The following is a 20,200-nucleotide window of genomic DNA, read 5'->3' as shown; positions in this document are numbered from 1 at the left end:
CGCCTGATTCCGCTCGCTCCCGTCCTTGTGGCAAGCGTGTTCCCCGAAATCGGTGTTGCCGAGGAGGGCATTTCGGCGCTGGGAGATTTCACCGTAGCGCAGGCCCAATCGCCGGTGAGCATCGTGGTGCTGCTGACGATGCTGTCGTTCGTGCCGTTCATGATGATCGCGCTGACGACCTTCACCCGGAACATCGTGGTGCTATCCCTTGTCCGGCAGGCGCTAGGGCTGCAGCAGACTCCGCCGAACATCGTGCTGATCGTCCTGTCGCTGTTCCTGACCTTGTTCGTGATGGCGCCAACCCTGGAGAAAGCCTACGACGCCGGAGCGAAGCCCTTCCTCGCCAATAGCGTCAACCTTGAACAGGCCGCTCAGTTGGGCTGGGTGCCGATTCGCGAATTATGGTTCGACAAACCCATGAGTCAGACCTGCGATTGATCTACCAACTCTCCCAGCAACCCCTGCCGAAGACGGTCGAAGACGTTTCTCCGGTCAGGCTGATTCCGGCGTTCATGCTCAGCGAGCTGAAGATCGCCTTCCAGATTGGTTTCATGATCTTCCTTCCGTTCCTGATCATCGACCTGATCGTGGCGTCAATCCTCATGTCGCTGGGCATGATCATGGTCCCGCCGATCACCATCTCCTTACCGCTGAAGATCATGCTGTTCCTGCTGATCGACGGCTGGGGCCTGATCGCACAGACGCTCATTCGCAGTGTGGGGTAAGGACGCACATCGTTCATGGATGATCTTCAAATCGCATCCGACGCTGACAGCGAGCAGAGCCTGTGGCGGGACTGGCTGGCCTCAAAGGCTGCAAAGGTTCGTACTCGGCTGTTCTTTTTCTACAGCCACTGGGTGCGGGTTGTCGTCGCCCACCTCTATTCCCGCTATCCCCACCCCTTGGCCGAGTGGAATGACTATGTCAACCTGGCCTCCATCGGCTTGCTCCAGGCCATCGACCGGTTCGATCCCCAGCTAGGCAACAGCTTCAAGGCCTATGCGGAGCCCTATATCAAGGGCAGCGTGCTCAAGGGGCTGGCGTGTTATGTGAAGGATCGCAGGACGCCAGAGTCCGAACGGCTTGCCAGCCTTGCCCAGGAGAGTGGGGGAGGGGAAGACCTCTCCGATCTGGAGCGCATCGCCAACGTGGCCATCGACTTGGCGTTCGGCTACTTCCTGGAGATGGGCGTGATCGAGCAGGAGCCCGTGGATAACAATCCGCTGAGCCTCTATGAGGCGGAGCGAGGCTCCCTCGACCTCGCCGAACTGGTAAAGCATCTACCCGCTAATGAGCGCCAGGTCATTGAGGGGCATTATTTCCAGCACCTGAGCTTTTCCCAGGTCAGCGAGTTGATGGGCGTTTCAAAGTCCCGGGTTTCGCAATTGCATGGGAGCGCGTTGAAGCGATTGCGTGGCGCACATAGAGGAATTGATGACGATCAATTTTGAAATCCGGAAAGCTAAGTTCATTTTTTGTTTTGCCCACGGCCTCTGCTCTGCATTACCGACTTCAGGACAAGCGAACCAAATCGTCCAGGCTCCTGCGGATAAATGAGCCTCGCATCAGCGTAGGAAGAGCGGTGAAAATAGGGAAGACTGAAATTAGAGTAGGGAAGATGAATCTTTTTCCTTTTCAGTCTCTCCAGTCATAGAGTCAAAGGATGGACCTAGGACAGAGATAGAATGCGCCCAGATCGGATATAGAACAGCACGGACAGCAGAATTCCGGTGACGGAAGAGCCGGTACCGGCTTTCATCAACAAATTGGTTTCCAATCAGTCTGGGAACATAATGAACTGTGCCGGCACTTGGTCCGCCAACCAGACCAAGTCATTGCCACGATAGAAGGGCACACCGCTTTCAGCCGCTAGCTTTGCCCGCACTTCCAGCAGCACTGGAGCGCGGGCCTTGCGGCGACCGACCTGCTCTGCCGTCGCGGTATCCACTGACAAGTGAACATATTGCCGGCTCATCGGTTGCAAACCGCTTGCCTTGATCAGCACCGCCATTTCCGGCGAGGTGCCGTGGTACAGTACTGCCGGCGGCTCGGCGGGCTGTTTGAGCAGCTTATCAGGCACCGAATGGCCATACAGGGCGCGGATTTTACCGTCGCGCAGTTCATGCCGTTTTTTGTCAGAAGCAGCAATCATTTCGTTGAGGTCGGCCTCGCTCAAGGACGACCATTCCGGCTTTTCTGCACGAAGGGCGGACAGCAATTCCTCAACCGGCACCCAGCCTTCGTCGTCGAGTTCCAGCTCGTAAAGCCAGGGCTCATGGCGAAGAGCGTGGGATGCAATTCGACTCAGTGAGACATAGTTGATATTTAACTTATTCATGCGTTAGGGAACCAGAACTTCCGCTGTTTCATTTGAGGCTTTTCTTCCAGCACTTCGCTAGAGATTTTCTTTGCAAAGCTGAGCCACTCATTGAAGCTTCCAAATCTCTCATACACCCTATTCTGCGGCAAAACCTCCCAGGGGTTGGCAACTAAGACGTTTAATTCCCCAGCGCCGGAAGCTTCGAAGTACGCGACCATGTCCATATTCTCTGCCTGCGCAAATGGTACAAGCAGAGTCCCAAACTCAACCGCTGACTCGTTTTTGGCCCATACCAAGTCACCTGCAAAAATCCACGGTGGCATCCCAATCATTGCTACCGGATATGGCTTATTGCTCTCCACAAAATCAATGTAATCCTTTGGATAAAAAAATCCTGGCGGAACCTCTCCTTCAGGAAGGAAGTATCTTGGGCTCATAGCGGCGGAATCTTTTACATTACCCATCATTGACGCATCCATGGAAATTGAGAATATTTAGTCCAATAAGAACCTGCGGGCGCACCAGTTACCTTGGGCGCGATCGGACTTCCATATGGATAAGCCGCAGAGAAAGGGAAATGGGGACAAGGAAATGGGGACAGATTTATTTTTCATACTCTAGAGCTGTCTGGATGGGCAGGATTAGGAAAGCGTAAAGGGGACAGATATATTTTTTGTACTCTAATCTCACCCCGCCAGTCAGGATTAGAGTAGGGAAAATAAATCCGTCCCCTTTTCACTGGCCGAAGGCGGCGGCGACCACCTCCTCCAGTATCAGGAAATGCAGGCGCAACGCTGGCAGACAACGGATACCAGTGAGCGTTTTACTCAGTTGATCGAGGAGCAACCCACGGCGGCCGGCGCGAAACAAGAAAGTGACGAACTCAAGGCGGTAGCCAAACCGGCCCCCGAGAACAAACGATCGTGTCCCGGAAAGTGGTGTGCGGATTCCACGGTCAACTGGCCACCGATTCCACGGTGATCCGGCCACCCAACAAACCCCTCGTAAAGGGGACCGTAAAGGGGACAGATATATTTTTTGTACTCTAATCTCACCCCGCCAGTCAGGATTAGAGTAGGGAAAATAAATCCGTCCCCTTTTTAGGGAACATAATGAACTGTGCCGGCACTTGGTCCGCCAACCAGACCAAGTCATTGCCACGATAGAAGGGCACACCGCTTTCAGCCGCTAGCTTTGCCCGCACTTCCAGCAGCACTGGAGCGCGGGCCTTGCGGCGACCGACCTGCTCTGCCGTCGCGGTATCCACTGACAAGTGAACATATTGCCGGCTCATCGGTTGCAAACCGCTTGCCTTGATCAGCACCGCCATTTCCGGCGAGGTGCCGTGGTACAGTACTGCCGGCGGCTCGGCGGGCTGTTTGAGCAGCTTATCAGGCACCGAATGGCCATACAGGGCGCGGATTTTACCGTCGCGCAGTTCATGCCGTTTTTTGTCAGAAGCAGCAATCATTTCGTTGAGGTCGGCCTCGCTCAAGGACGACCATTCCGGCTTTTCTGCACGAAGGGCGGACAGCAATTCCTCAACCGGCACCCAGCCTTCGTCGTCGAGTTCCAGCTCGTAAAGCCAGGGCTCATGGCGAAGAGCGTGGGATGCAATTCGACTCAGTGAGACATAGTTGATATTTAACTTATTCATGCGTTAGGGAACCAGAACTTCCGCTGTTTCATTTGAGGCTTTTCTTCCAGCACTTCGCTAGAGATTTTCTTTGCAAAGCTGAGCCACTCATTGAAGCTTCCAAATCTCTCATACACCCTATTCTGCGGCAAAACCTCCCAGGGGTTGGCAACTAAGACGTTTAATTCCCCAGCGCCGGAAGCTTCGAAGTACGCGACCATGTCCATATTCTCTGCCTGCGCAAATGGTACAAGCAGAGTCCCAAACTCAACCGCTGACTCGTTTTTGGCCCATACCAAGTCACCTGCAAAAATCCACGGTGGCATCCCAATCATTGCTACCGGATATGGCTTATTGCTCTCCACAAAATCAATGTAATCCTTTGGATAAAAAAATCCTGGCGGAACCTCTCCTTCAGGAAGGAAGTATCTTGGGCTCATAGCGGCGGAATCTTTTACATTACCCATCATTGACGCATCCATGGAAATTGAGAATATTTAGTCCAATAAGAACCTGCGGGCGCACCAGTTACCTTGGGCGCGATCGGACTTCCATATGGATAAGCCGCAGAGAAAGGGAAATGGGGACAAGGAAATGGGGACAGATTTATTTTTCATACTCTAGAGCTGTCTGGATGGGCAGGATTAGGAAAGCGTAAAGGGGACAGATATATTTTTTGTACTCTAATCTCACCCCGCCAGTCAGGATTAGAGTAGGGAAAATAAATCCGTCCCCTTTTCACTGGCCGAAGGCGGCGGCGACCACCTCCTCCAGTATCAGGAAATGCAGGCGCAACGCTGGCAGACAACGGATACCAGTGAGCGTTTTACTCAGTTGATCGAGGAGCAACCCACGGCGGCCGGCGCGAAACAAGAAAGTGACGAACTCAAGGCGGTAGCCAAACCGGCCCCCGAGAACAAACGATCGTGTCCCGGAAAGTGGTGTGCGGATTCCACGGTCAACTGGCCACCGATTCCACGGTGATCCGGCCACCCAACAAACCCCTCGTAAAGGGGACCGTAAAGGGGACAGATATATTTTTTGTACTCTAATCTCACCCCGCCAGTCAGGATTAGAGTAGGGAAAATAAATCCGTCCCCTTTTTACTAGAACCAAAGTCCCCTTATTCTGCTTTGCCCCAAGGACCCTGCTGTGCATCCCGACTTCAGGGCAAGCGAACCGAATCACGCCGAAATACAAAGGAGCGGTCATCCCAAAAGAGCTAAGTAAGTGCCATTCAAAGCTGACCCATTTTACGTTCGTCCAATTTTTCGTTGATAACTACCGCAAAACCCAGCAGTCAATTCTTCCATCAAGACTAATAATTGAGACAAGCTCATCTGATTTGTCCGCCTTTTGTGATGTTAATGTCTGGTCGCGTGGTTCTATTACTAGTTCAAAATCTTCAGTTGGATCATCTCTCAAGTCTTCTTCGGGATCAGGATTACCAAGCAGCGCATAACGAATGTGAGTTGCCTCAGCGATAAACGCGGGAAATTCATCGAACCTTCCGCTTTTGTCCTCGAAAAATGATACGGCAAGAATTTCACCCAGCACCTTTGCCGTTTCTGATAATGTGCCGACCGGTTTTATGCCGACATGTGCGTAAACTCTTAACGAGCCATTGCTGAAGTTCATTGTCCACTCCCTTTGATGAAGAAATATTGCGCATCAGGTTTGGTCTGAAGGTTTTGAATTTCCTTGTGTGTGAATATGCGGAATGTAAATGACTCATCCCTTAATCCGCTAAATACAGGATTTTGTCTAAGGGAGGCATCAATAGCCCCTTGGACTTTCGCCAAGCCATCAATAACGGAGCCACTTCTAAATTTGACCTTGCTACCAAACTGAGAAGCAATCTTATCGCTCACGATGAAGGCATCAACGTCAAAATTCTGTGGGTCAAAAGGTGCATTCTCCTTATGTGGTCCTTTAAAACCACGCGCTAAACTTCCCCGGAAACCCACAAGTGCATCGGCATCAAAATCGGAAATAGCCTTAAGATGCGGCTGAACAGTTTCACCCAAACCGCTGACAATATTTTCTCGCGTGGCTGTTATTTTGTTTGAAACTGTAGTGCTGGCTTCCACCTCAGTAGGGGAACCAGACGGGGTGTCCCTCTCAATCCGATCTGTGGCAACCTTACGATTAGAATTGAAATCCTTCGCAAACTCAACACCCTTCCCAATCGAACCAAAGGCCATGGCGCCAACAAACAGCGTACCGCCAGCTACTAGATCTGCTTGAGGCTTCAATACCCCGTTCTCTTGATAGTAGCGGCTCACCTCACTTTGAGCATAATCAAAGGCCTGATCTATGATTGGTCCAATAGTGTGGTCAATTACTTGGTCCTTGATAAAGGCCGCAGGACCGGCCACGACATAGTAGGCACCTTGAGCTGCAATCTCATAGAGTTCGGCCTTTTCAGGGTATCTCTCCGCAAACTCTCCGACAGCGGAGACTGCGCGCACCAATGGATCGCCGTATTGATTGACCACCCTGGCTACAGGGTTGAGGGCCGTGGGAGCTGCGCTGGTTACGATGCCATCGATGCTTGCCTCGATTGGAGCAGGCTCTGGTGCGGCGAAGACACTTGCCCCCCATTCATTGTGATAAGCGAGCCTGCCGTCTTTCAGCACCTCGACCTGAGTCAGCAAAACCTCCCTCATTTCTCTATCTTTGAGAACTTGGACTATTTTTTCTACGCTATGCCCTTTTCGAACCAGGTTTTCGATAGCTTCCTCGTTCCGGTCGTTCCGATTGGTGATACCGGCCTGGTCCATGACCTCACGGACCTTGGTCTGTACTCCCTGATCCACGACAAAATCCGCCAACGCATTGCCAAAAGCATCCGCAGCGACCTGTGCATAGTCCGGCTTGTCTCCGACAAACCACTTGTCACGCATTGCGGCGGAGGCATGTGCGCTAATCAGTCCGCGAGTTGTGCTGCTTACAAGTCCGCTGCCGCCGTTGACCTTTCCGGCCACTGCGGCACCAATTGCAGAGGCGGCCATATTCCGCCAGCTGAATGAGGTCTCTAGCCCGGCAATCCGATTGCCAATTTGGCTGCCTACATAATTGGCGGCACCTTGCGCCGCGTAGCTGTAGGCTTTTCCTTCCTTGAGGATATTGCTGGCTGTCGTCCCAGTACGGCCGAGCTGGCCGGCGGTGGCCAGGGCATCGAGTCCCGATGTAAGTCCCGCGGTTATGCCCGTGGCAGCTACTTGCCGCAACGAGAAGCTATCGACGACTCCCAAGGCTTTGCCGGTTAGCTGAGATGCTGCGGAACCGGCCATGGCTCCAACGATTGTGCCGCCAACTGATCCAACTACTGTGCCGCCAATTGATCCAAGTACAGGTGTTGCCAAAAAACCTGTGTAGAAAGACACCACCACTGCAACAACCACCATCGCCACACTGGCGAGTTTGTTGCATTTCTTCTTTTTCGGTTTGGGGGGCGGGGGGGATTTCGGACTCGGCGTGGTATCGCCAATCACCGCGTCGGGGTCGTAGGGTTTGAAAGTGGTCGCGTCATTGTGGGTGCTGCTGACGACGTTGGGGATTTTCAGGCTGTCGCCCGGCGTCAATTCCTGGCTCGGATCCAGGCCGTTGGCGTCGGCGATCAGGTACCACATCTTTGCGTCGCCCCATACCGCCTGGGCGATACTGGCCAGGGTGTCGCCCTGGTTGATCACGTAGCTGGTCGGGGCTCGGCCCGGATAATCAGTTCCTTAGCGAACAGTCGCGTAGCATGCTCGATGCGCTTCACCCTGCGCCGCTGCCGGGCCTCGGCTTTGCGCTTGGCGCTTCAGCCCTGGGCTGTTTCGATCTCGGAAAGTCCAGGCAAACGCCGTAGCCTTGCGGTTGATGCTGCTTCCACGCCTCCAAAATGTTGGCAGGGATGCGCAGGCGCTTCGCCCAATTCGCTATCCCGGGCATGCAGCACGGCGGCACTGCCGTCGGGCTTCTTGTCGATGAGGTGGGCGATGCTGTGGCGTATCGGCATGGGATTCTCCGGGTCGAGCGATGTCGTGCCGCTGGTGCTGTCCCAGCGGCATGTCTGTGAAGGGTGGGGGCGCTTGTCAGATCATTGGACGATCCATTTCAGACGCTGACTATCGCGATCGAGCTGCACGGGATCCCAACGCATAGTCGATCCACGACAAGAACTTGGTGGTAATCGCTACAGCAGGTTCCTGAAAACGGCGATGTTTGGGGTTGACCAGGTTCAGTAAAGTTACCTGTTGGGGAAGCCTTCCAAGGGTGTGAAGCATTCAATCGAATGCTAGGAGGCGCTGTATGAATCTCCCGGATGAGCGAACCAAATCGATCTACCAGATGTGGTCTCACCTTGTTGAGCTAGCCCATGACCCCGATCTACCAAAGGATGTCCGGGAAGACGCTAATTGGTTGCTGAGGCACTATCCGTACTCCCTCTCTTACAAGGTCGATCCATACTTGCCGGTCTCGCCTTACTCAAGGGACGGCGGGACGGCGGAGCAGTGACTGGTCGTCCCATGCAATGACGCTTGCACAGTTGCCAGTCGGTCGCAGGCACTGGTAAGCCGCACTGCCTGACCAGGTCGAGCTTCAGAATGAGTGTGAAATGGGCATTTGTTCCAGCTGCGAGGCGATGGTTTCTGAACCGGATCCCACCCGTCGGCATGGAGATGGAATACTGGTGGCGGTCTGCGTTGAGAGAGCGCCAATTGGCAGCCGCTGCATCCGCATGCGCTGCTTGGAGTGCGGAAAGGAGTGGCTGAAGATTGAGCCGATTGAGGGATGCTGGGCCGTGTCGTGGGTGGAGGGATAGCCCAAGAACAAGAAAGCCCGCACACGGCGGGCTTGTGGAATGAAGTGCCTCAAGGATTGAGCACCGCGGGTTGGTTCAGATTTTTGTTCGAGAATCGGCATTCAATCGAATTGCAGAGGACTTGCTGCACCGTTATCCCAACGATTGCCTGTCCCGGTTTGAATGTGACTCCAGCGCTCGGGATGAGAAGGGCATAGGGTGATGGCGTTGTAGGGTCGGAGCATGGGAAGTTATCGGTGCCCGGGGCGAAGGCTACGTTCACGATCTTGCCATTCTTGGTGAGCTGCACCACTGCCGGAAAAATGGTGGAGTTTGTAAAGGTTGTGTCGGGTGACACATCGCAGGTGACGGTTCCGGTGACCAGTACCTGGGCGCCATCCAGCACCAAAGTGGCCTTCCTATCGATTTGAATATCCAGAACATCTGCGTACGCAATGGTTGGCACAGTCGCGAGGCTAATCGCGAGGAAGAGAACGTTCATGCCTGAGCCCTCGATCATCCAGATGTCGCGTTAGCGGTCTGCTGTCGTCGAATGACGTGATCGCTAGCAATCTGAGCCAGGGTCAGAGAACCAGGGCGCTGGCTCAACAATTCAGGATAGGGCGCGGCTCTAAGAATCTCAGACCCTTTGTGAATAGTTTCAATTCTGGCTGCTGATTTCGGCCGTGAGACGCGGAAACGAAATGCCCGCTCGGGCTGGCGCGTCAGCTGGGTTCGCAGTTGTTCGTTGGAACTTTCCTTTGGACGGGCAACGATAAAGCTGGAGGGCAGAGAGACGCGCGTCGGCTTGACGGGTTGGTGGGCGTACCTTCATTTGTTCAATACGTCCCGCCTGCCCACGCTCTGGGCCTGGTGAGGGCCCTTCATGAAGTGGGGTAGAACCTTTTTGGCGACGGCGCGTTCGGTATCCCCGTAGACCCCTGTCGCAATCTCATTCCTACAGACCCCTGCTGCCTCGACTTCGCCGAGAATGTCCGCTTGCCGGTGGCGCTGGGCGTGTTCCGGCCGGGCAATGCGTCACCCATCGATCCCTGCCGCGAATATCTGCAGATTCGTCTGAGCGGTGAACCCGGGAGCGTCCCGGTGATTCATTACGATCCAGCGGCCGCCCCGGAAGCCTTCGTGCCTCAACTGGTGGCGACTGATCTTTCCGCGGCCCGGCCCAATACCACCCAACGCCCGGCGCCGAACCCCGCGCCTTGAGCTGCCAGGGCCTACCGAGACTGCCATGATGTGTCTCGCCGAGATCTCCCTGACGACCAGCCGGTCGCGAAAACACAAAGCCCCGCACGGGGAGGCGGGGCTTCATGTACATCGTCGGATGGGCGCTGGTCCTTCAGCTGAGATTCACTGTGCTCCTGGGCAGGTGAAAATCTCGTGAAGCCCCCTGCTGATCCTTACGGGGTTTCGAGGTCAGGGTTAGGTTCCTCAGCATCGGATAGCTCATGCGCTGGCTGCTGGGATTTGAATCAGTTGGGGCCCCTGATTTCGACCAGTGCTCGACGACAGCATGTGAGTCGGGTCAAGAAGCGATTTCAGTTTTAGGGGCTAAGATGAACCGGAGCTTTTATTTGGCAAGGGATGGCGCAATGAACAAAGCCCAGAAGTTGTTTGTTGAATGGTCGCTATGGATTTCTTTATGGCTGGCCAGTGGCGCGTGGGTTGTCGTGTTGATCTGGGGGATAGAGTCTCCGTACCTGGCCGACGACCATCCGCTGTACGGAATCACCAAGGACGTTCTTGCTCTTGAGGGCACCGTTCTCGTGGAGACTGCGAAAGTCATGGGCGTGCTCCTCTGGGTCTGGCTCTGCGTATTTGTCCGGGTGGGTCGAAAGAAGGAGCCGGTGCCGCTGCCGCCTTTGGGGTAGTCGTTGGTCATGGCGCCTCTCCGTTTGTTGAGAGCGCATGCGCGATTGCGGGGCGCGCACCAGTAAGCGGTCAGCGGCCCCTTGCGGCGGCGCCAGGCTGGGCTCTGGCATAGAGGATGAAGTGCTCCGCACGCAGGTAGATCGATTACCCAGGCAAGAATGATCGCCTTGCCGACCATGCAGCAGTGTCTAGGCGGGCTTATTCAGTCCTTCCCACGTCTGTGTAGCATCGGGAGAGTGCCATTTCTCCGGCTGAGCGCTGCAGTCAGAGACAACGGCAGAAACAAAAAAGCCCCGCATGAGCGGGGCTTTCAGTGCGGGGGCTGTTACAGGGGGCGAACCTGTTCAGCCTGGGGGCCTTTCGCCCCGGCGGTGACGAGGAAGCTGACGCGCTGGCCCTCGTCCAGGGATTTGTAGCCAGTGCTTTCGATCTGACGGAAGTGAACGAACACATCCGGACCTTGCTCAGGGGTGATGAAGCCGAAGCCCTTCTCGGCGTTGAACCACTTGACGGTACCGTTTTGGCGAGCAGACATGATGTTATCTCCAAGGTGTAGGAATACGGGTCAGGCAAGGGCCTGGCCATGACTGAATGCGAAGTGAGAGGTGCCGAGGAGATGGAAAATCGAAAAGACAGAACATCAAAACGGTGCCGCAAGACTGAGCAGGCAGTGGCGGCAGGATACAGTGTTTGCCTGGATTGGATAGTCTTTTCTGCTGCCATGGCCATTTCTGGATTGATTCTGGACGGCCGGTCCAGTTTCCCGGCCGGCACAAGAGCAGGCCTTTATAGTCCAGGGCGAGTCGCGCGCAATAACGGCTCATCACTCATAGGTGAGCTACTTGTCCGATGTACCGGCAAGCCGAGTGCAATCCGTGATGCAAGAACTCACCGTGGTCACTGCCCCACAATCTCCCGATACCGCCGCTGGTACTCCTCGTAGCTCAGGCCCTCGCGGTTGAGCTGCTCGAGTTGCTGCTCTTTCGTGGGGGCGGGGTCAGTCGTGCGGGCAGCCGAGATGCCGGGTGCGGTCTGGCGGGGTTCGGAAGTGGTATTGGCGGACCGAATTTCGTTGACGATACCCTTGGCAAATGCCTGGATCTGTACATCGGTCCTCTCTGAAGAGATTCCTTCCCAGGCCGAGGAGCTGGAACTGTAGGTGCGCTCACCGTATTCCTTGGCGGTCTGCGCATCCAGGTAGATAACCCTTGCGTCAATCGAGGCGTCGTCGGCGCCTTCGGACTCGGTGACATAGCGGAAGTCGTTCACCTTGATTACCAGGAGCAAGCCCGGGGCGGACGCGGTGGTAATCGGGCCGACCTGCTCGGTTACGGAATACCCGTAGGTCGAAGCTTCACTCTGGATGGCCGCGCGCCAAGAGGACTTGAACTGATCCCAATGGGCGTTCCTGAAGACTTCGTTGCCCGCTTTGAAATTGACGATCAACTGTGTCCTGGAATCGGAGGGGACCGCCAGGGGCGACGCCGGCAGCTCCTGGGTCGAATCGGCTGCGCATCCAGTCAGAAGCATGACGGCGAGTAGCGGCAGGGGAGTGCGCACGCGACCTCCTTGTCGGGATGTGGGGCACCATCATATCCAGTGGAGGTTACCGCTGACTATTGGTCGCTGGTTGAGCGGCCAGGCGCTTTAAAGCTTCACTTTCGCTCCTTTTTGCCACCCCGATCATCCCGCAGTTCCCATCGATGGGGCATGCGGTAGGCAGTATTCAGGGGCTTCCGGTAGAGCTGGCCGGCATCTCAGGAGATTGAGCGCGTCTCATCCGTAACCGATCCACTACAGGAAATTGGTCGTAACCGCCACACCAGGTTCCTGCGAACGACGATATCGGGGGTTGCCCAGATTCAATACATTGACCTTCCTGCGGCTCTCGTCCCTCGCAAGGCCAAAACGCCGTAGAGGCGTGAATCATCCAATCGAACTTCAGGGGGTACGGTATGAATCTCCCGGATAGGCGCACTCAATCGGTTTTTCAGACCTGGGACTTCCTGATTGGGCTAACCCGTGACACCGATCTGCCGGAAGAAGTCCGCCAGGAGGTGAACTGGTTGCTGAGGCACTACCCGTATGCCCTGCATGGCGACGTAAGCCTGCGCGGCAAACCTGACGCGAGGGAGCCGGTGCAATAGCTGCGCGTATGGAGCTGCGAACGGTCAAGCAATTGATCAGCGGAGAATCCAGACCTGGTACGCCTGGAAGAGGATCACTCCAGCGATCGCCCATAGCATCAGCACCCGGATCACCTTGAGCGTAAACGCCCAGTAGACCGCGCCGGCCACCAGGGCACCCAGTATCAGGTTGTGCGTCGGGGCCCACTGCTTGTCGAAATTCGTCGCCAGGTATCCCGCGGCGAGGGCCGCGAATACCTGCAGGACTGTCAGAAGCGGAAATCCAACGCCAACCGGCTTCGACGGGTTCACATACACCCGGCCCTGGCCTCGACAGTGGCGGCACTCGATCGTGTGCCCGCCTTTGAGAATGGTGCTGTTGCCATGACACGCCGAACATTGTTGCCAAGCCATAACTTCGCCTTGCCACTTGCCGAGGATTGCTACTCCGTAACGGTAGATTGACCGAGCCCCCTCGGCATTACCGTTGATTTAGATAAGGCGGCCGCTGGGCTGTGTGGCGGGCTCTGGCGGATGCCGCAAGAGGATCGGGTCGTTGGCTGAGGTTGCCCGGCTGTGTTCGCGTCGTCTTCGAAGAGGTGATCTTCCGACCGCACCGCTTGTAACTCGCGAACGGGAACGCTGGAGCGCTGACGTCACCATCCGCCATGGCCAGAGGCGGAGAGCGCCAATTTCACGCAATGAACGTATCTGCCGCTCACAGCACACCCGCCAGCTTCCTGGCGTTGTTGAGATCTTTGCGCTATTGCTAATCAGGTGCATCTGAAAATGTGATGCACCAGGAGTGATTCGTGACCGAACCGACGCATTGGGCAAAGCTGCGTCAGCTCTCGCTCGACGTAGCTGCTTCGCACGCCGCAATGGTGGCCTTCCTGGAAGAAGGGATAGTCCCCTGGTCGGATGACCAGATGGCCAGGTTCGAGCAGCTCGTTCTCGCTGAGCGCGTGGCGCTGAGTGCCTACGCCGCTTTGGCCGCCGACGCAGGTGGCTACCCCGTCGCGTCCGAAACCCGGCCGGTCAACAAGGCGGATAGGCCGCTGGCCGTACCCGCAACCATCGCGTTCATGGATCGTTCACCTCACCGATCGCGGTCATCATTCCGGCGTTGACGCAGTAGCTGCCATGATGCTCGTTCTGGTTTCGGCAGGGCGCCGTCCAATGCGCCCCACCAACATGCACAGACAAAACCAAATCGCTTGGTTCGCGGGATATTTGCGGCCAGACCAGTGGACGCACATTGCCAGCCTTGCGTGCGTAAGTGATTGATTCGGAATTTTATTTGGGCTTAAATCAGCGCCCTGCCTCAGTACCCCTCCAGCCCGGATGGCGAAATCGGTATACGCAGAGCACTTAAAATGCTTCGCCCTTTGGGCTTGCGGGTTCGAGTCCCGCTCCGGGCACCATTCAAAATCAACGTGTTGCGCAACTTTCCTCGAGTCGATTAAGAAGAGTCGCAATCACCCGAACGGCCAGCCCGTGGGCGTTGAAACGCTGTGCTGTTAACGTGAGGCTCCCGACGCCGAGCACCGGCCTTCTTTCTGCCAGGGAAGCGGTTGAATTCGCTTTTCGCGTTCTGTTTCAGCTTGCGGCGTGGCCGGAAGAAAATGGTCTAAAAACGCGCTGCCAGGAGCAGAGGGCTTTGCTAGCCTGAATATCAGTAGGTGGATACGCAGACTGATGCGCAAGCGGATAGTGAGGAAACGTGGGGCGCGTTCCGAAGGGTACACGGTTAGAAAGATCTCCTCGATGAGATCCAGCCCTTACGCCGTGTGAAGCAGAAGAGATGACATGCTTCTGCGAGAAGCCTGATAAACCTCGCAAGCCGGAAACCAGCACCGGCCACCTACTAAGAATTCCAGGCCCGCCTCGTGCGGGCCTGTTCGTTTCTGGTGATTTCTGTACGGCAGTCCTTCCTATATCATCGCCGGACGCTCGGTTTTTATGGGACGCGTCCGATGCCGGCGTCGAACCTTTCGCCAGCGCGAATGGACTAAGTCCGAATTGGTGGTGCGCCCTTGGCGTGCCTGGTGTGCAATTCGACTGGCTTTAGGGGAGCCTGAATGACTCAGGTGAAAGAGGGAAATCGAATGGAATCGAAAGAGCAGCAACTGGTGCGTTTGCTCAGCCTGACCACACGCAGCCTCACGCACCTTACGGCGGCGATGAGTGAAATGTCCTTCGAGATGATGCGCAGCGAGGACCCCGCAGTGAAAATTGCAGGGGGGCGCATGATCGAGCATCTTGCCGCCATCGGGGCGGGGCTGGACCAGAACTGGGAAGCCTTGGCCAGCTACAGTGGAATGCCCATTCCCTACGAAATCACCGAAGCCCTGGTGGAAATGGAGCTCAATGAGCTCCCAATGGAATCCTGACCACGACACCCCGTCGCCGTACTGTCATGGCGCCGTCACGCGGCTGCCATCAGCCTTGGATGGAATCCGCCTATCACTGGTGGAGGCTCTATCCATGCGGCTATGCGTGATCGGTGCGGGTTATGTGGGTTTGGTTACAGCGACCTGTTTTGCTGAAATGGGCAACCAGGTCACGTGCGTTGAGCGTGATCCATTTCGCCTGGCGCGCCTTTCCCGCGGCCAGGTGCCCATCTATGAGCCCGGCCTGGAACCCATGCTCCAGGCCCATCTCGCCAGTGGCCAGCTGAACTTCACGGCGCGAATCGACGACGGCATCGAGCAGGCCGACATCGTCTTCATCGCCGTCGGCACGCCCAGCGGAGAGGACGGATCGGCAGACCTTTCCCACGTCCTGGCGGTGGCCGAAGAACTGGGAAGCAGCCTCAGGCACAGTTGCCTGGTGGTGGACAAGTCCACTGTCCCGGTGGGCACTGCGGAGCGGGTCGCCCAGCGTATCAATGCCGGCATCGCGGCGCGCGGACTGGCGTTCAGGGTGGAGGTGGCGAGCAACCCGGAGTTTCTCAAGGAGGGTTCGGCCATCGACGACTTCATGCGCCCGGATCGGGTCATCATCGGTTGCGACGAGTCGGAGGCGACTGAACAACTGCGCCGCCTCTACGCGCCATTCCTGCGCAATCACGAGCGGGTGCTGGCCATGGGGGTGCGCGCGGCGGAGTTCACCAAGTACGCCTCGAACGCCTTCCTCGCGACCAAGATTTCCTTCATGAACGAAATGGCCGGCATTTGTGCGCGACTGGGCGTGGACATCGAGGATGTGCGTCGCGGCGTCGGCAGCGACAAGCGCATCGGCACTCATTTCATCTATGCCGGCTGCGGTTATGGCGGCTCTTGCTTCCCCAAGGATGTGAGGGCGCTCATTCGCACGGCGGAGCAGGAGGGCATGGAACCCGGCATCCTGCGTGCCGTGGAAGCGCGCAACGCACTGCAGAAGACCCTGCTGTTCCAGGCCTTGCGCGAACATTTCAATGGATCCCTGCAGGGCAGGGTGGTGGCGCTCTGGGGGTTGGCGTTCAAGCCGGGTACCGATGACCTGCGCGAAGCCCCGAGCCTGGTGCTGCTGGATGCACTGTTGCAGGCGGGGGTGCGGGTCCAGGCTCACGATCCGGCGGCCAATGCCGGGGTTGCCGCACGCTACCCCAAGGCCGTGGAGTCGGGTCAGCTGCACCTGCTGGATTCGCCCTACGCCGCCAGCGAGGGGGCGGATGCCCTGGTGCTGGTGACCGAGTGGAAACAGTTTCGCCAGCCGAACTTCGAGCGGATTCGTGGTCTTATGCGCGTGCCCGTGCTCTTCGATGGACGCAACCTCTACGCGCCGGAGCAGTTGGCCGAAGCGGGGTTTCTGTACCGTGGCATAGGAAGGCCGGCAAGCGGCCATTGTAAGGCGAGTGCCGCCTGATTAGACTGCGCGGCGATCCGCCCAAAACCCACCTCTCAAGGTTCGAAATGATCAAGAAATGCCTGTTCCCCGCCGCCGGTTATGGTACCCGCTTCCTGCCGGCCACCAAGGCGATGCCAAAGGAAATGCTGCCTGTGGTGAACAAGCCGCTCATCCAGTACGGTGTTGAAGAGGCCCTGGATGCCGGCCTCAGCGAAATCTCCATCGTGACCGGTCGTGGCAAGCGCGCCCTCGAAGACCACTTCGACATCAGTTACGAGCTGGAACACCAGATCAAGGGTACCGACAAGGAGAAATACCTGGTCGGCATCCGTCGCCTGATCGATGAGTGCAGCTTCTCCTACACCCGCCAGGTTGAGATGAAGGGCCTGGGCCACGCCATTCTCAGCGGCCGCCCGCTGATCGGCGACGAACCCTTCGCCGTTGTCCTGGCCGACGACCTTTGCTTGAACCTGGAAGGCGACGGTGTACTGACCCAGATGGTCAAGCTGTACAACCAGTTCCGCTGCTCCATCGTCGCCATTCAGGAAGTGCCGCGCGAGGAAACCTCGAAGTACGGCGTGATCTCTGGCGAGATGATCCGCGATGACATTTTCCGCGTGAACAGCATGGTGGAAAAACCCAAGCCGGAAGATGCCCCGTCCAACCTGGCGATCATCGGCCGCTACATCCTGACCCCGGACATCTTCGACCTCATCGAGCAGACCGAGCCGGGCAAGGGGGGTGAAATCCAGATCACCGACGCCCTGATGAAGCAGGCCCAGGACGGTTGCGTGCTGGCATACAAATTCAAGGGCAAGCGCTTCGACTGCGGTGGTGCGGAAGGCTACATCGAAGCCACCAACTACTGCTTCGAGAACCTGTACAAGACTGGCAAGGCCTTCTGATAGACCGCGTCAGGGAAGAGGCCGCCTTCGGGCGGCCTTTTTCATTGCCGGGGATTGCCCTTGTGGGAGCTTCCATCTCAATCGGCGCGTAGGGTGAAAATCCCTTGGGGATTTCCACCATCGATGTCTTGCACGGCCTCGATGGTGGATGGAAAAGCGTTATCCACCCTACACGGGTCAAACCACGGGAAGGTCAGGGAATCGGCAATGCCTCCGAGCCCGGCCCCAGCGGCTGGCCGTAGCTGAACTCCACATAGTTGCCCGCGGGGTCGCGCAGGCCGCAGTAATAGCCCACCGGATAGGGTTCGTCCCGAGGCGCCCAGATCAGGCAGCCAGCGGCTTCGGCGCGGGCGGCGATGGCATCGACCCGCTCGCGGCTGTCGACCGCGAAGCCCAAGTGGCTGTAGTCATCGGCGGCGAGATGGCGGTCCTGGCCGCCGGGCATGATGACGAAGATGAACTGATGCTCCTTGCCTGGCTCGGCCATCCAGACGATCTTCGAGCCCTTGCCGACGCGTTCGTGGATCACCCGCATGCCGCAGAAGTCCTCGTAGAAGCGGATGCAGGGCTCCAGTTCCGGCACATGCAAGGCGACGTGGGTGAGGGTAGGAAGCATGGCAATCTCCTTGTCGATGCCTCAAGGATAGGCCCGGCAACTGGTCAGATACAGATCTTCGGGTATGCTGGCGGCTTGTTTGCGGAGACTATCCATGGCTTACGACTTCGACCTCTTCGTCATAGGTGCCGGTTCCGGCGGTGTGCGCGCGGCGCGCTTCGCGGCTGGCTTCGGGGCCCGTGTGGCCATCGCCGAGAGCCGCTACCTGGGCGGTACCTGCGTCAACGTCGGCTGCGTGCCGAAAAAGCTGCTGGTCTACGGCGCCCACTTTGCGGATGACTTCGAGCAGGCCCAAGGCTTCGGCTGGTCCCTTGGCGACGCTGGCTTCGACTGGGCGACCCTGATCGCCAACAAGAACCGCGAGATCCACCGCCTCAACGGTATCTACCGGAATCTGCTGGTGAACAGCGGTGTCACCCTGCTAGAAGGCCACGCCAGACTGATCGACCCCCACACCGTGGAAGTGGCCGGCCAGCGTTGCACTGCCGAGCACATCCTGATCGCCACCGGCGGCTGGCCGCAGATTCCGGACATCCCTGGCCGCGAGCTGGCCATCAGCTCCAACGAGGCCTTCTTCCTCGAGCAACTGCCCAAGCGCGTGCTGGTAGTGGGCGGTGGCTACATCGCCGTCGAGTTCGCGTCGATCTTCCACGGCCTGGGTGCGCAGACCACGCTGCTCTACCGCCGCGAGCTGTTCCTGCGCGGCTTCGATGACGCCGTGCGCCATCACCTGCGCGACGAACTGGGCCGGAAGGGCATGAACCTGCAGTTCAACGCCGACATCGCACGCATCGAGAAGCAGGCCGACGGCAGCCTGCTGGCCACGCTGCAGGATGGCCGTCACCTGGAAACCGACTGCGTCTTCTACGCCACTGGCCGCCGGCCGATGCTCGACAACCTCGGCCTGGAGAACACCGGCGTCGAACTGGACGCGCGCGGCTTCATCAAGGTTGACGACCAGTACCAGACCGCCGAGCCGTCCATCCTCGCCCTGGGCGATGTGATCGGCCGCGTGCAGCTGACCCCGGTGGCCCTGGCCGAAGGCATGGCCGTCGCCCGCCGCTTGTTCAGGCCCGAGGAGTACCGGCCGGTGGATTACGAGCACATTCCCACCGCCGTCTTCAGCCTGCCCAACATCGGCACCGTCGGCCTGACCGAGCAACAGGCGCGGGCCAAGGGCTACAAGGTGAAACTGTTCGAAAGCCGTTTCCGGCCGATGAAGCTGACCCTCACCGAGAACCAGGAACGCACGCTGATGAAGCTGGTGGTGGATGCTGAATCCGACCGCGTCCTCGGCTGCCACATGGTCGGCCCTGATGCTGGCGAGATCGTCCAGGGCCTGGCCGTGGCGATCAAGGCCGGCGCCACCAAGCGCATCTTCGACGAAACCATCGGCGTGCATCCGACCGCCGCCGAAGAGTTCGTCACCATGCGAACCCCGGTAGGCGCCTGACCCTGAATGGAGCAGCTCTTCTACCTGTCGGACCTGTTCGGCGTGGCGGTGTTCGCCATCACCGGTGCGCTCATGGCGGGGCGCAAGTCCATGGACCTGTTCGGCGTGCTGGTCATCGCCATCATCACGGCCCTGGGGGGCGGCACCCTGCGTGACGTCATCCTCGGCAATCATCCGGTGAGCTGGATCAGGGACGATACCTATATCCTGATCGCCTCCCTGGCAGCGGTGGGCACCGTGCTCTGGGTGCGCCTGACCCGGCCCATCAACGAAACCGGCCTGCTCCTGGCGGACGCCTTCGGCCTCGCGGTGTTCACCGTCTATGGCACGCAAGTCGCCCTGCAGAACGGCCTGGAGCCGGGCACGGCGGTGATCATGGGCGTGATTACCGCCGTCGGCGGCGGCGTGCTGCGGGACATCATCTGCAACGAGGTGCCGCTGATATTCCAGAAGGAGATCTACGCCATCGCCTGCATCGCCGGTTCCCTGGCCTTCATCGGACTAGGCCAGGTCGCGATGCCGGGCTGGCTGGTCACCACGGTATCCATGCTGGTGGTGCTGCTGATCCGCCTGGCGGCGATCCACTGGCGATTGTCGCTGCCGCGCTTCCACCTGCTCGACCGGGACTGAC

At 57.7% G+C, this 20,200-nt stretch carries 21 protein-coding genes, 1 tRNA gene and 2 pseudogenes; 12 read left to right on the top strand and 12 right to left on the bottom strand.

Annotation, left to right across the window (positions count from 1 at the left end; translation table 11 throughout):
* Window positions 1–138 precede the first annotated feature (138 nt).
* Together fliP and ACFW0H_RS01120 are read left to right on the top strand one after the other, a co-directional pair.
* Window positions 139–725: pseudogene (gene fliP, locus ACFW0H_RS01125) on the top strand (flagellar type III secretion system pore protein FliP).
* Between the two features lie 15 nt (window positions 726–740).
* Window positions 741–1,451: a sigma-70 family RNA polymerase sigma factor gene (locus ACFW0H_RS01120; protein ID WP_422912063.1), complete on the top strand. Its 711-nt coding sequence runs from the start codon at window positions 741–743 to the stop codon at window positions 1,449–1,451.
* Window positions 1,452–1,777: 326 nt separating this feature from the next.
* Here ACFW0H_RS01120 and ACFW0H_RS01115 read toward each other — a convergent pair whose 3' ends face one another.
* The 7 genes and pseudogenes from ACFW0H_RS01115 to ACFW0H_RS01085 form a co-directional block, all read right to left on the bottom strand.
* Complete coding sequence (locus ACFW0H_RS01115) at window positions 1,778–2,338, bottom strand: RNA 2'-phosphotransferase (protein WP_422912062.1); 561 nt, start codon at window positions 2,336–2,338, stop codon at window positions 1,778–1,780.
* Window positions 2,335–2,787: a hypothetical protein gene (locus ACFW0H_RS01110; RefSeq protein ID WP_422912060.1), complete on the bottom strand. Its 453-nt coding sequence runs from the start codon at window positions 2,785–2,787 to the stop codon at window positions 2,335–2,337. The genes ACFW0H_RS01115 and ACFW0H_RS01110 overlap by 4 nt, the downstream gene beginning before the upstream one ends.
* A gap of 602 nt (window positions 2,788–3,389) precedes the next feature.
* Window positions 3,390–3,977 (bottom strand): RNA 2'-phosphotransferase, encoded by a 588-nt coding sequence (locus ACFW0H_RS01105; protein ID WP_422912061.1) that lies wholly within the window; start codon window positions 3,975–3,977, stop codon window positions 3,390–3,392.
* Entirely contained in the window at window positions 3,974–4,426 is a 453-nt protein-coding gene (locus tag ACFW0H_RS01100) for a hypothetical protein (protein WP_422912060.1), read from the bottom strand. Before ACFW0H_RS01100 ends, ACFW0H_RS01105 begins: the two co-directional genes overlap by 4 nt.
* Window positions 4,427–5,237: 811 nt before the next feature.
* Window positions 5,238–5,594 (bottom strand): hypothetical protein, encoded by a 357-nt coding sequence (locus tag ACFW0H_RS01095; protein WP_422912059.1) that lies wholly within the window; start codon window positions 5,592–5,594, stop codon window positions 5,238–5,240.
* Window positions 5,591–7,651, bottom strand: coding sequence for a LysM peptidoglycan-binding domain-containing protein (locus ACFW0H_RS01090; protein ID WP_422912058.1), 2,061 nt, complete (start codon window positions 7,649–7,651; stop codon window positions 5,591–5,593). Before ACFW0H_RS01090 ends, ACFW0H_RS01095 begins: the two co-directional genes overlap by 4 nt.
* Before the next feature lie 209 nt (window positions 7,652–7,860).
* Window positions 7,861–7,962, bottom strand: a pseudogene (locus ACFW0H_RS01085) (nucleoid-associated protein YejK); the annotation flags it as partial.
* Window positions 7,963–8,255: 293 nt separating this feature from the next.
* Here ACFW0H_RS01085 and ACFW0H_RS01080 point away from each other — a divergent pair.
* The gene (locus tag ACFW0H_RS01080) at window positions 8,256–8,462 is read left to right on the top strand and encodes a BPSL0761 family protein (protein WP_422912057.1); all 207 of its coding nucleotides are present in this window, start codon (window positions 8,256–8,258) and stop codon (window positions 8,460–8,462) included.
* Window positions 8,463–8,818: 356 nt separating this feature from the next.
* Here the strand turns inward: ACFW0H_RS01080 and ACFW0H_RS01075 are convergent, their stop codons facing one another.
* Window positions 8,819–9,250 carry a hypothetical protein gene (locus ACFW0H_RS01075; RefSeq protein WP_422912056.1) on the bottom strand — a complete coding sequence of 144 codons (432 nt, stop codon included), beginning with the start codon at window positions 9,248–9,250 and terminating at the stop codon, window positions 8,819–8,821.
* 964 nt (window positions 9,251–10,214) lie between these two features.
* Here ACFW0H_RS01075 and ACFW0H_RS01070 point away from each other — a divergent pair.
* Window positions 10,215–10,637 (top strand): hypothetical protein, encoded by a 423-nt coding sequence (locus tag ACFW0H_RS01070; RefSeq protein ID WP_422912055.1) that lies wholly within the window; start codon window positions 10,215–10,217, stop codon window positions 10,635–10,637.
* A gap of 326 nt (window positions 10,638–10,963) precedes the next feature.
* Here the strand turns inward: ACFW0H_RS01070 and ACFW0H_RS01065 are convergent, their stop codons facing one another.
* Window positions 10,964–11,173 carry a cold-shock protein gene (locus tag ACFW0H_RS01065; RefSeq protein ID WP_422912054.1) on the bottom strand — a complete coding sequence of 70 codons (210 nt, stop codon included), beginning with the start codon at window positions 11,171–11,173 and terminating at the stop codon, window positions 10,964–10,966.
* A 362-nt stretch (window positions 11,174–11,535) separates the two neighbouring features.
* Window positions 11,536–12,198, bottom strand: coding sequence for a hypothetical protein (locus tag ACFW0H_RS01060; RefSeq protein WP_422912053.1), 663 nt, complete (start codon window positions 12,196–12,198; stop codon window positions 11,536–11,538).
* 395 nt (window positions 12,199–12,593) lie between these two features.
* On the opposite strand from ACFW0H_RS01060, the gene ACFW0H_RS01055 reads away from it, so the two are divergent.
* Complete coding sequence (locus ACFW0H_RS01055) at window positions 12,594–12,785, top strand: BPSL0761 family protein (protein ID WP_422912052.1); 192 nt, start codon at window positions 12,594–12,596, stop codon at window positions 12,783–12,785.
* 36 nt (window positions 12,786–12,821) lie between these two features.
* On the opposite strand, the gene ACFW0H_RS01050 is transcribed toward ACFW0H_RS01055, so the two are convergent.
* The gene (locus ACFW0H_RS01050; protein WP_422912051.1) at window positions 12,822–13,178 is read right to left on the bottom strand and encodes a hypothetical protein; all 357 of its coding nucleotides are present in this window, start codon (window positions 13,176–13,178) and stop codon (window positions 12,822–12,824) included.
* A 398-nt stretch (window positions 13,179–13,576) separates the two neighbouring features.
* Here ACFW0H_RS01050 and ACFW0H_RS01045 point away from each other — a divergent pair, with 398 nt between their 5' ends.
* From ACFW0H_RS01045 to galU, 5 genes are all read left to right on the top strand, one after another.
* Window positions 13,577–13,894 (top strand): hypothetical protein, encoded by a 318-nt coding sequence (locus tag ACFW0H_RS01045; protein WP_422912050.1) that lies wholly within the window; start codon window positions 13,577–13,579, stop codon window positions 13,892–13,894.
* Window positions 13,895–14,102: 208 nt separating this feature from the next.
* Window positions 14,103–14,188, top strand: a tRNA-Leu gene (locus ACFW0H_RS01040).
* A gap of 657 nt (window positions 14,189–14,845) precedes the next feature.
* The gene (locus ACFW0H_RS01035; RefSeq protein WP_422912049.1) at window positions 14,846–15,157 is read left to right on the top strand and encodes a hypothetical protein; all 312 of its coding nucleotides are present in this window, start codon (window positions 14,846–14,848) and stop codon (window positions 15,155–15,157) included.
* A 94-nt stretch (window positions 15,158–15,251) separates the two neighbouring features.
* On the top strand, window positions 15,252–16,613 hold the full coding sequence (locus ACFW0H_RS01030; RefSeq protein ID WP_422912048.1) for a UDP-glucose dehydrogenase family protein: 1,362 nt from the start codon (window positions 15,252–15,254) through the stop codon (window positions 16,611–16,613).
* Between the two features lie 47 nt (window positions 16,614–16,660).
* Window positions 16,661–17,500: a UTP--glucose-1-phosphate uridylyltransferase GalU gene (galU, locus tag ACFW0H_RS01025; protein ID WP_422912047.1), complete on the top strand. Its 840-nt coding sequence runs from the start codon at window positions 16,661–16,663 to the stop codon at window positions 17,498–17,500.
* 193 nt (window positions 17,501–17,693) lie between these two features.
* On the opposite strand, the gene ACFW0H_RS01020 is transcribed toward galU, so the two are convergent.
* Complete coding sequence (locus ACFW0H_RS01020) at window positions 17,694–18,116, bottom strand: VOC family protein (RefSeq protein ID WP_422912046.1); 423 nt, start codon at window positions 18,114–18,116, stop codon at window positions 17,694–17,696.
* Between the two features lie 94 nt (window positions 18,117–18,210).
* Here ACFW0H_RS01020 and gorA point away from each other — a divergent pair, with 94 nt between their 5' ends.
* A complete protein-coding gene (gorA, locus tag ACFW0H_RS01015; protein WP_422912045.1) occupies window positions 18,211–19,569 on the top strand; it encodes a glutathione-disulfide reductase in 1,359 nt (452 codons plus the stop codon).
* 6 nt (window positions 19,570–19,575) lie between these two features.
* Window positions 19,576–20,199, top strand: a complete 624-nt coding sequence (locus ACFW0H_RS01010; protein ID WP_422912044.1) for a trimeric intracellular cation channel family protein — start codon at window positions 19,576–19,578, stop codon at window positions 20,197–20,199.
* Window position 20,200 lies beyond the last annotated feature (1 nt).

The sequence above is a fragment of the Metapseudomonas cellulosilytica genome (genome assembly GCF_049334135.1).
Classification (GTDB): domain Bacteria; phylum Pseudomonadota; class Gammaproteobacteria; order Pseudomonadales; family Pseudomonadaceae; genus Metapseudomonas.
The sequence above is the reverse complement of the archived record's forward strand: the minus strand, read 5'-3'. Positions and strand labels throughout refer to the sequence as shown.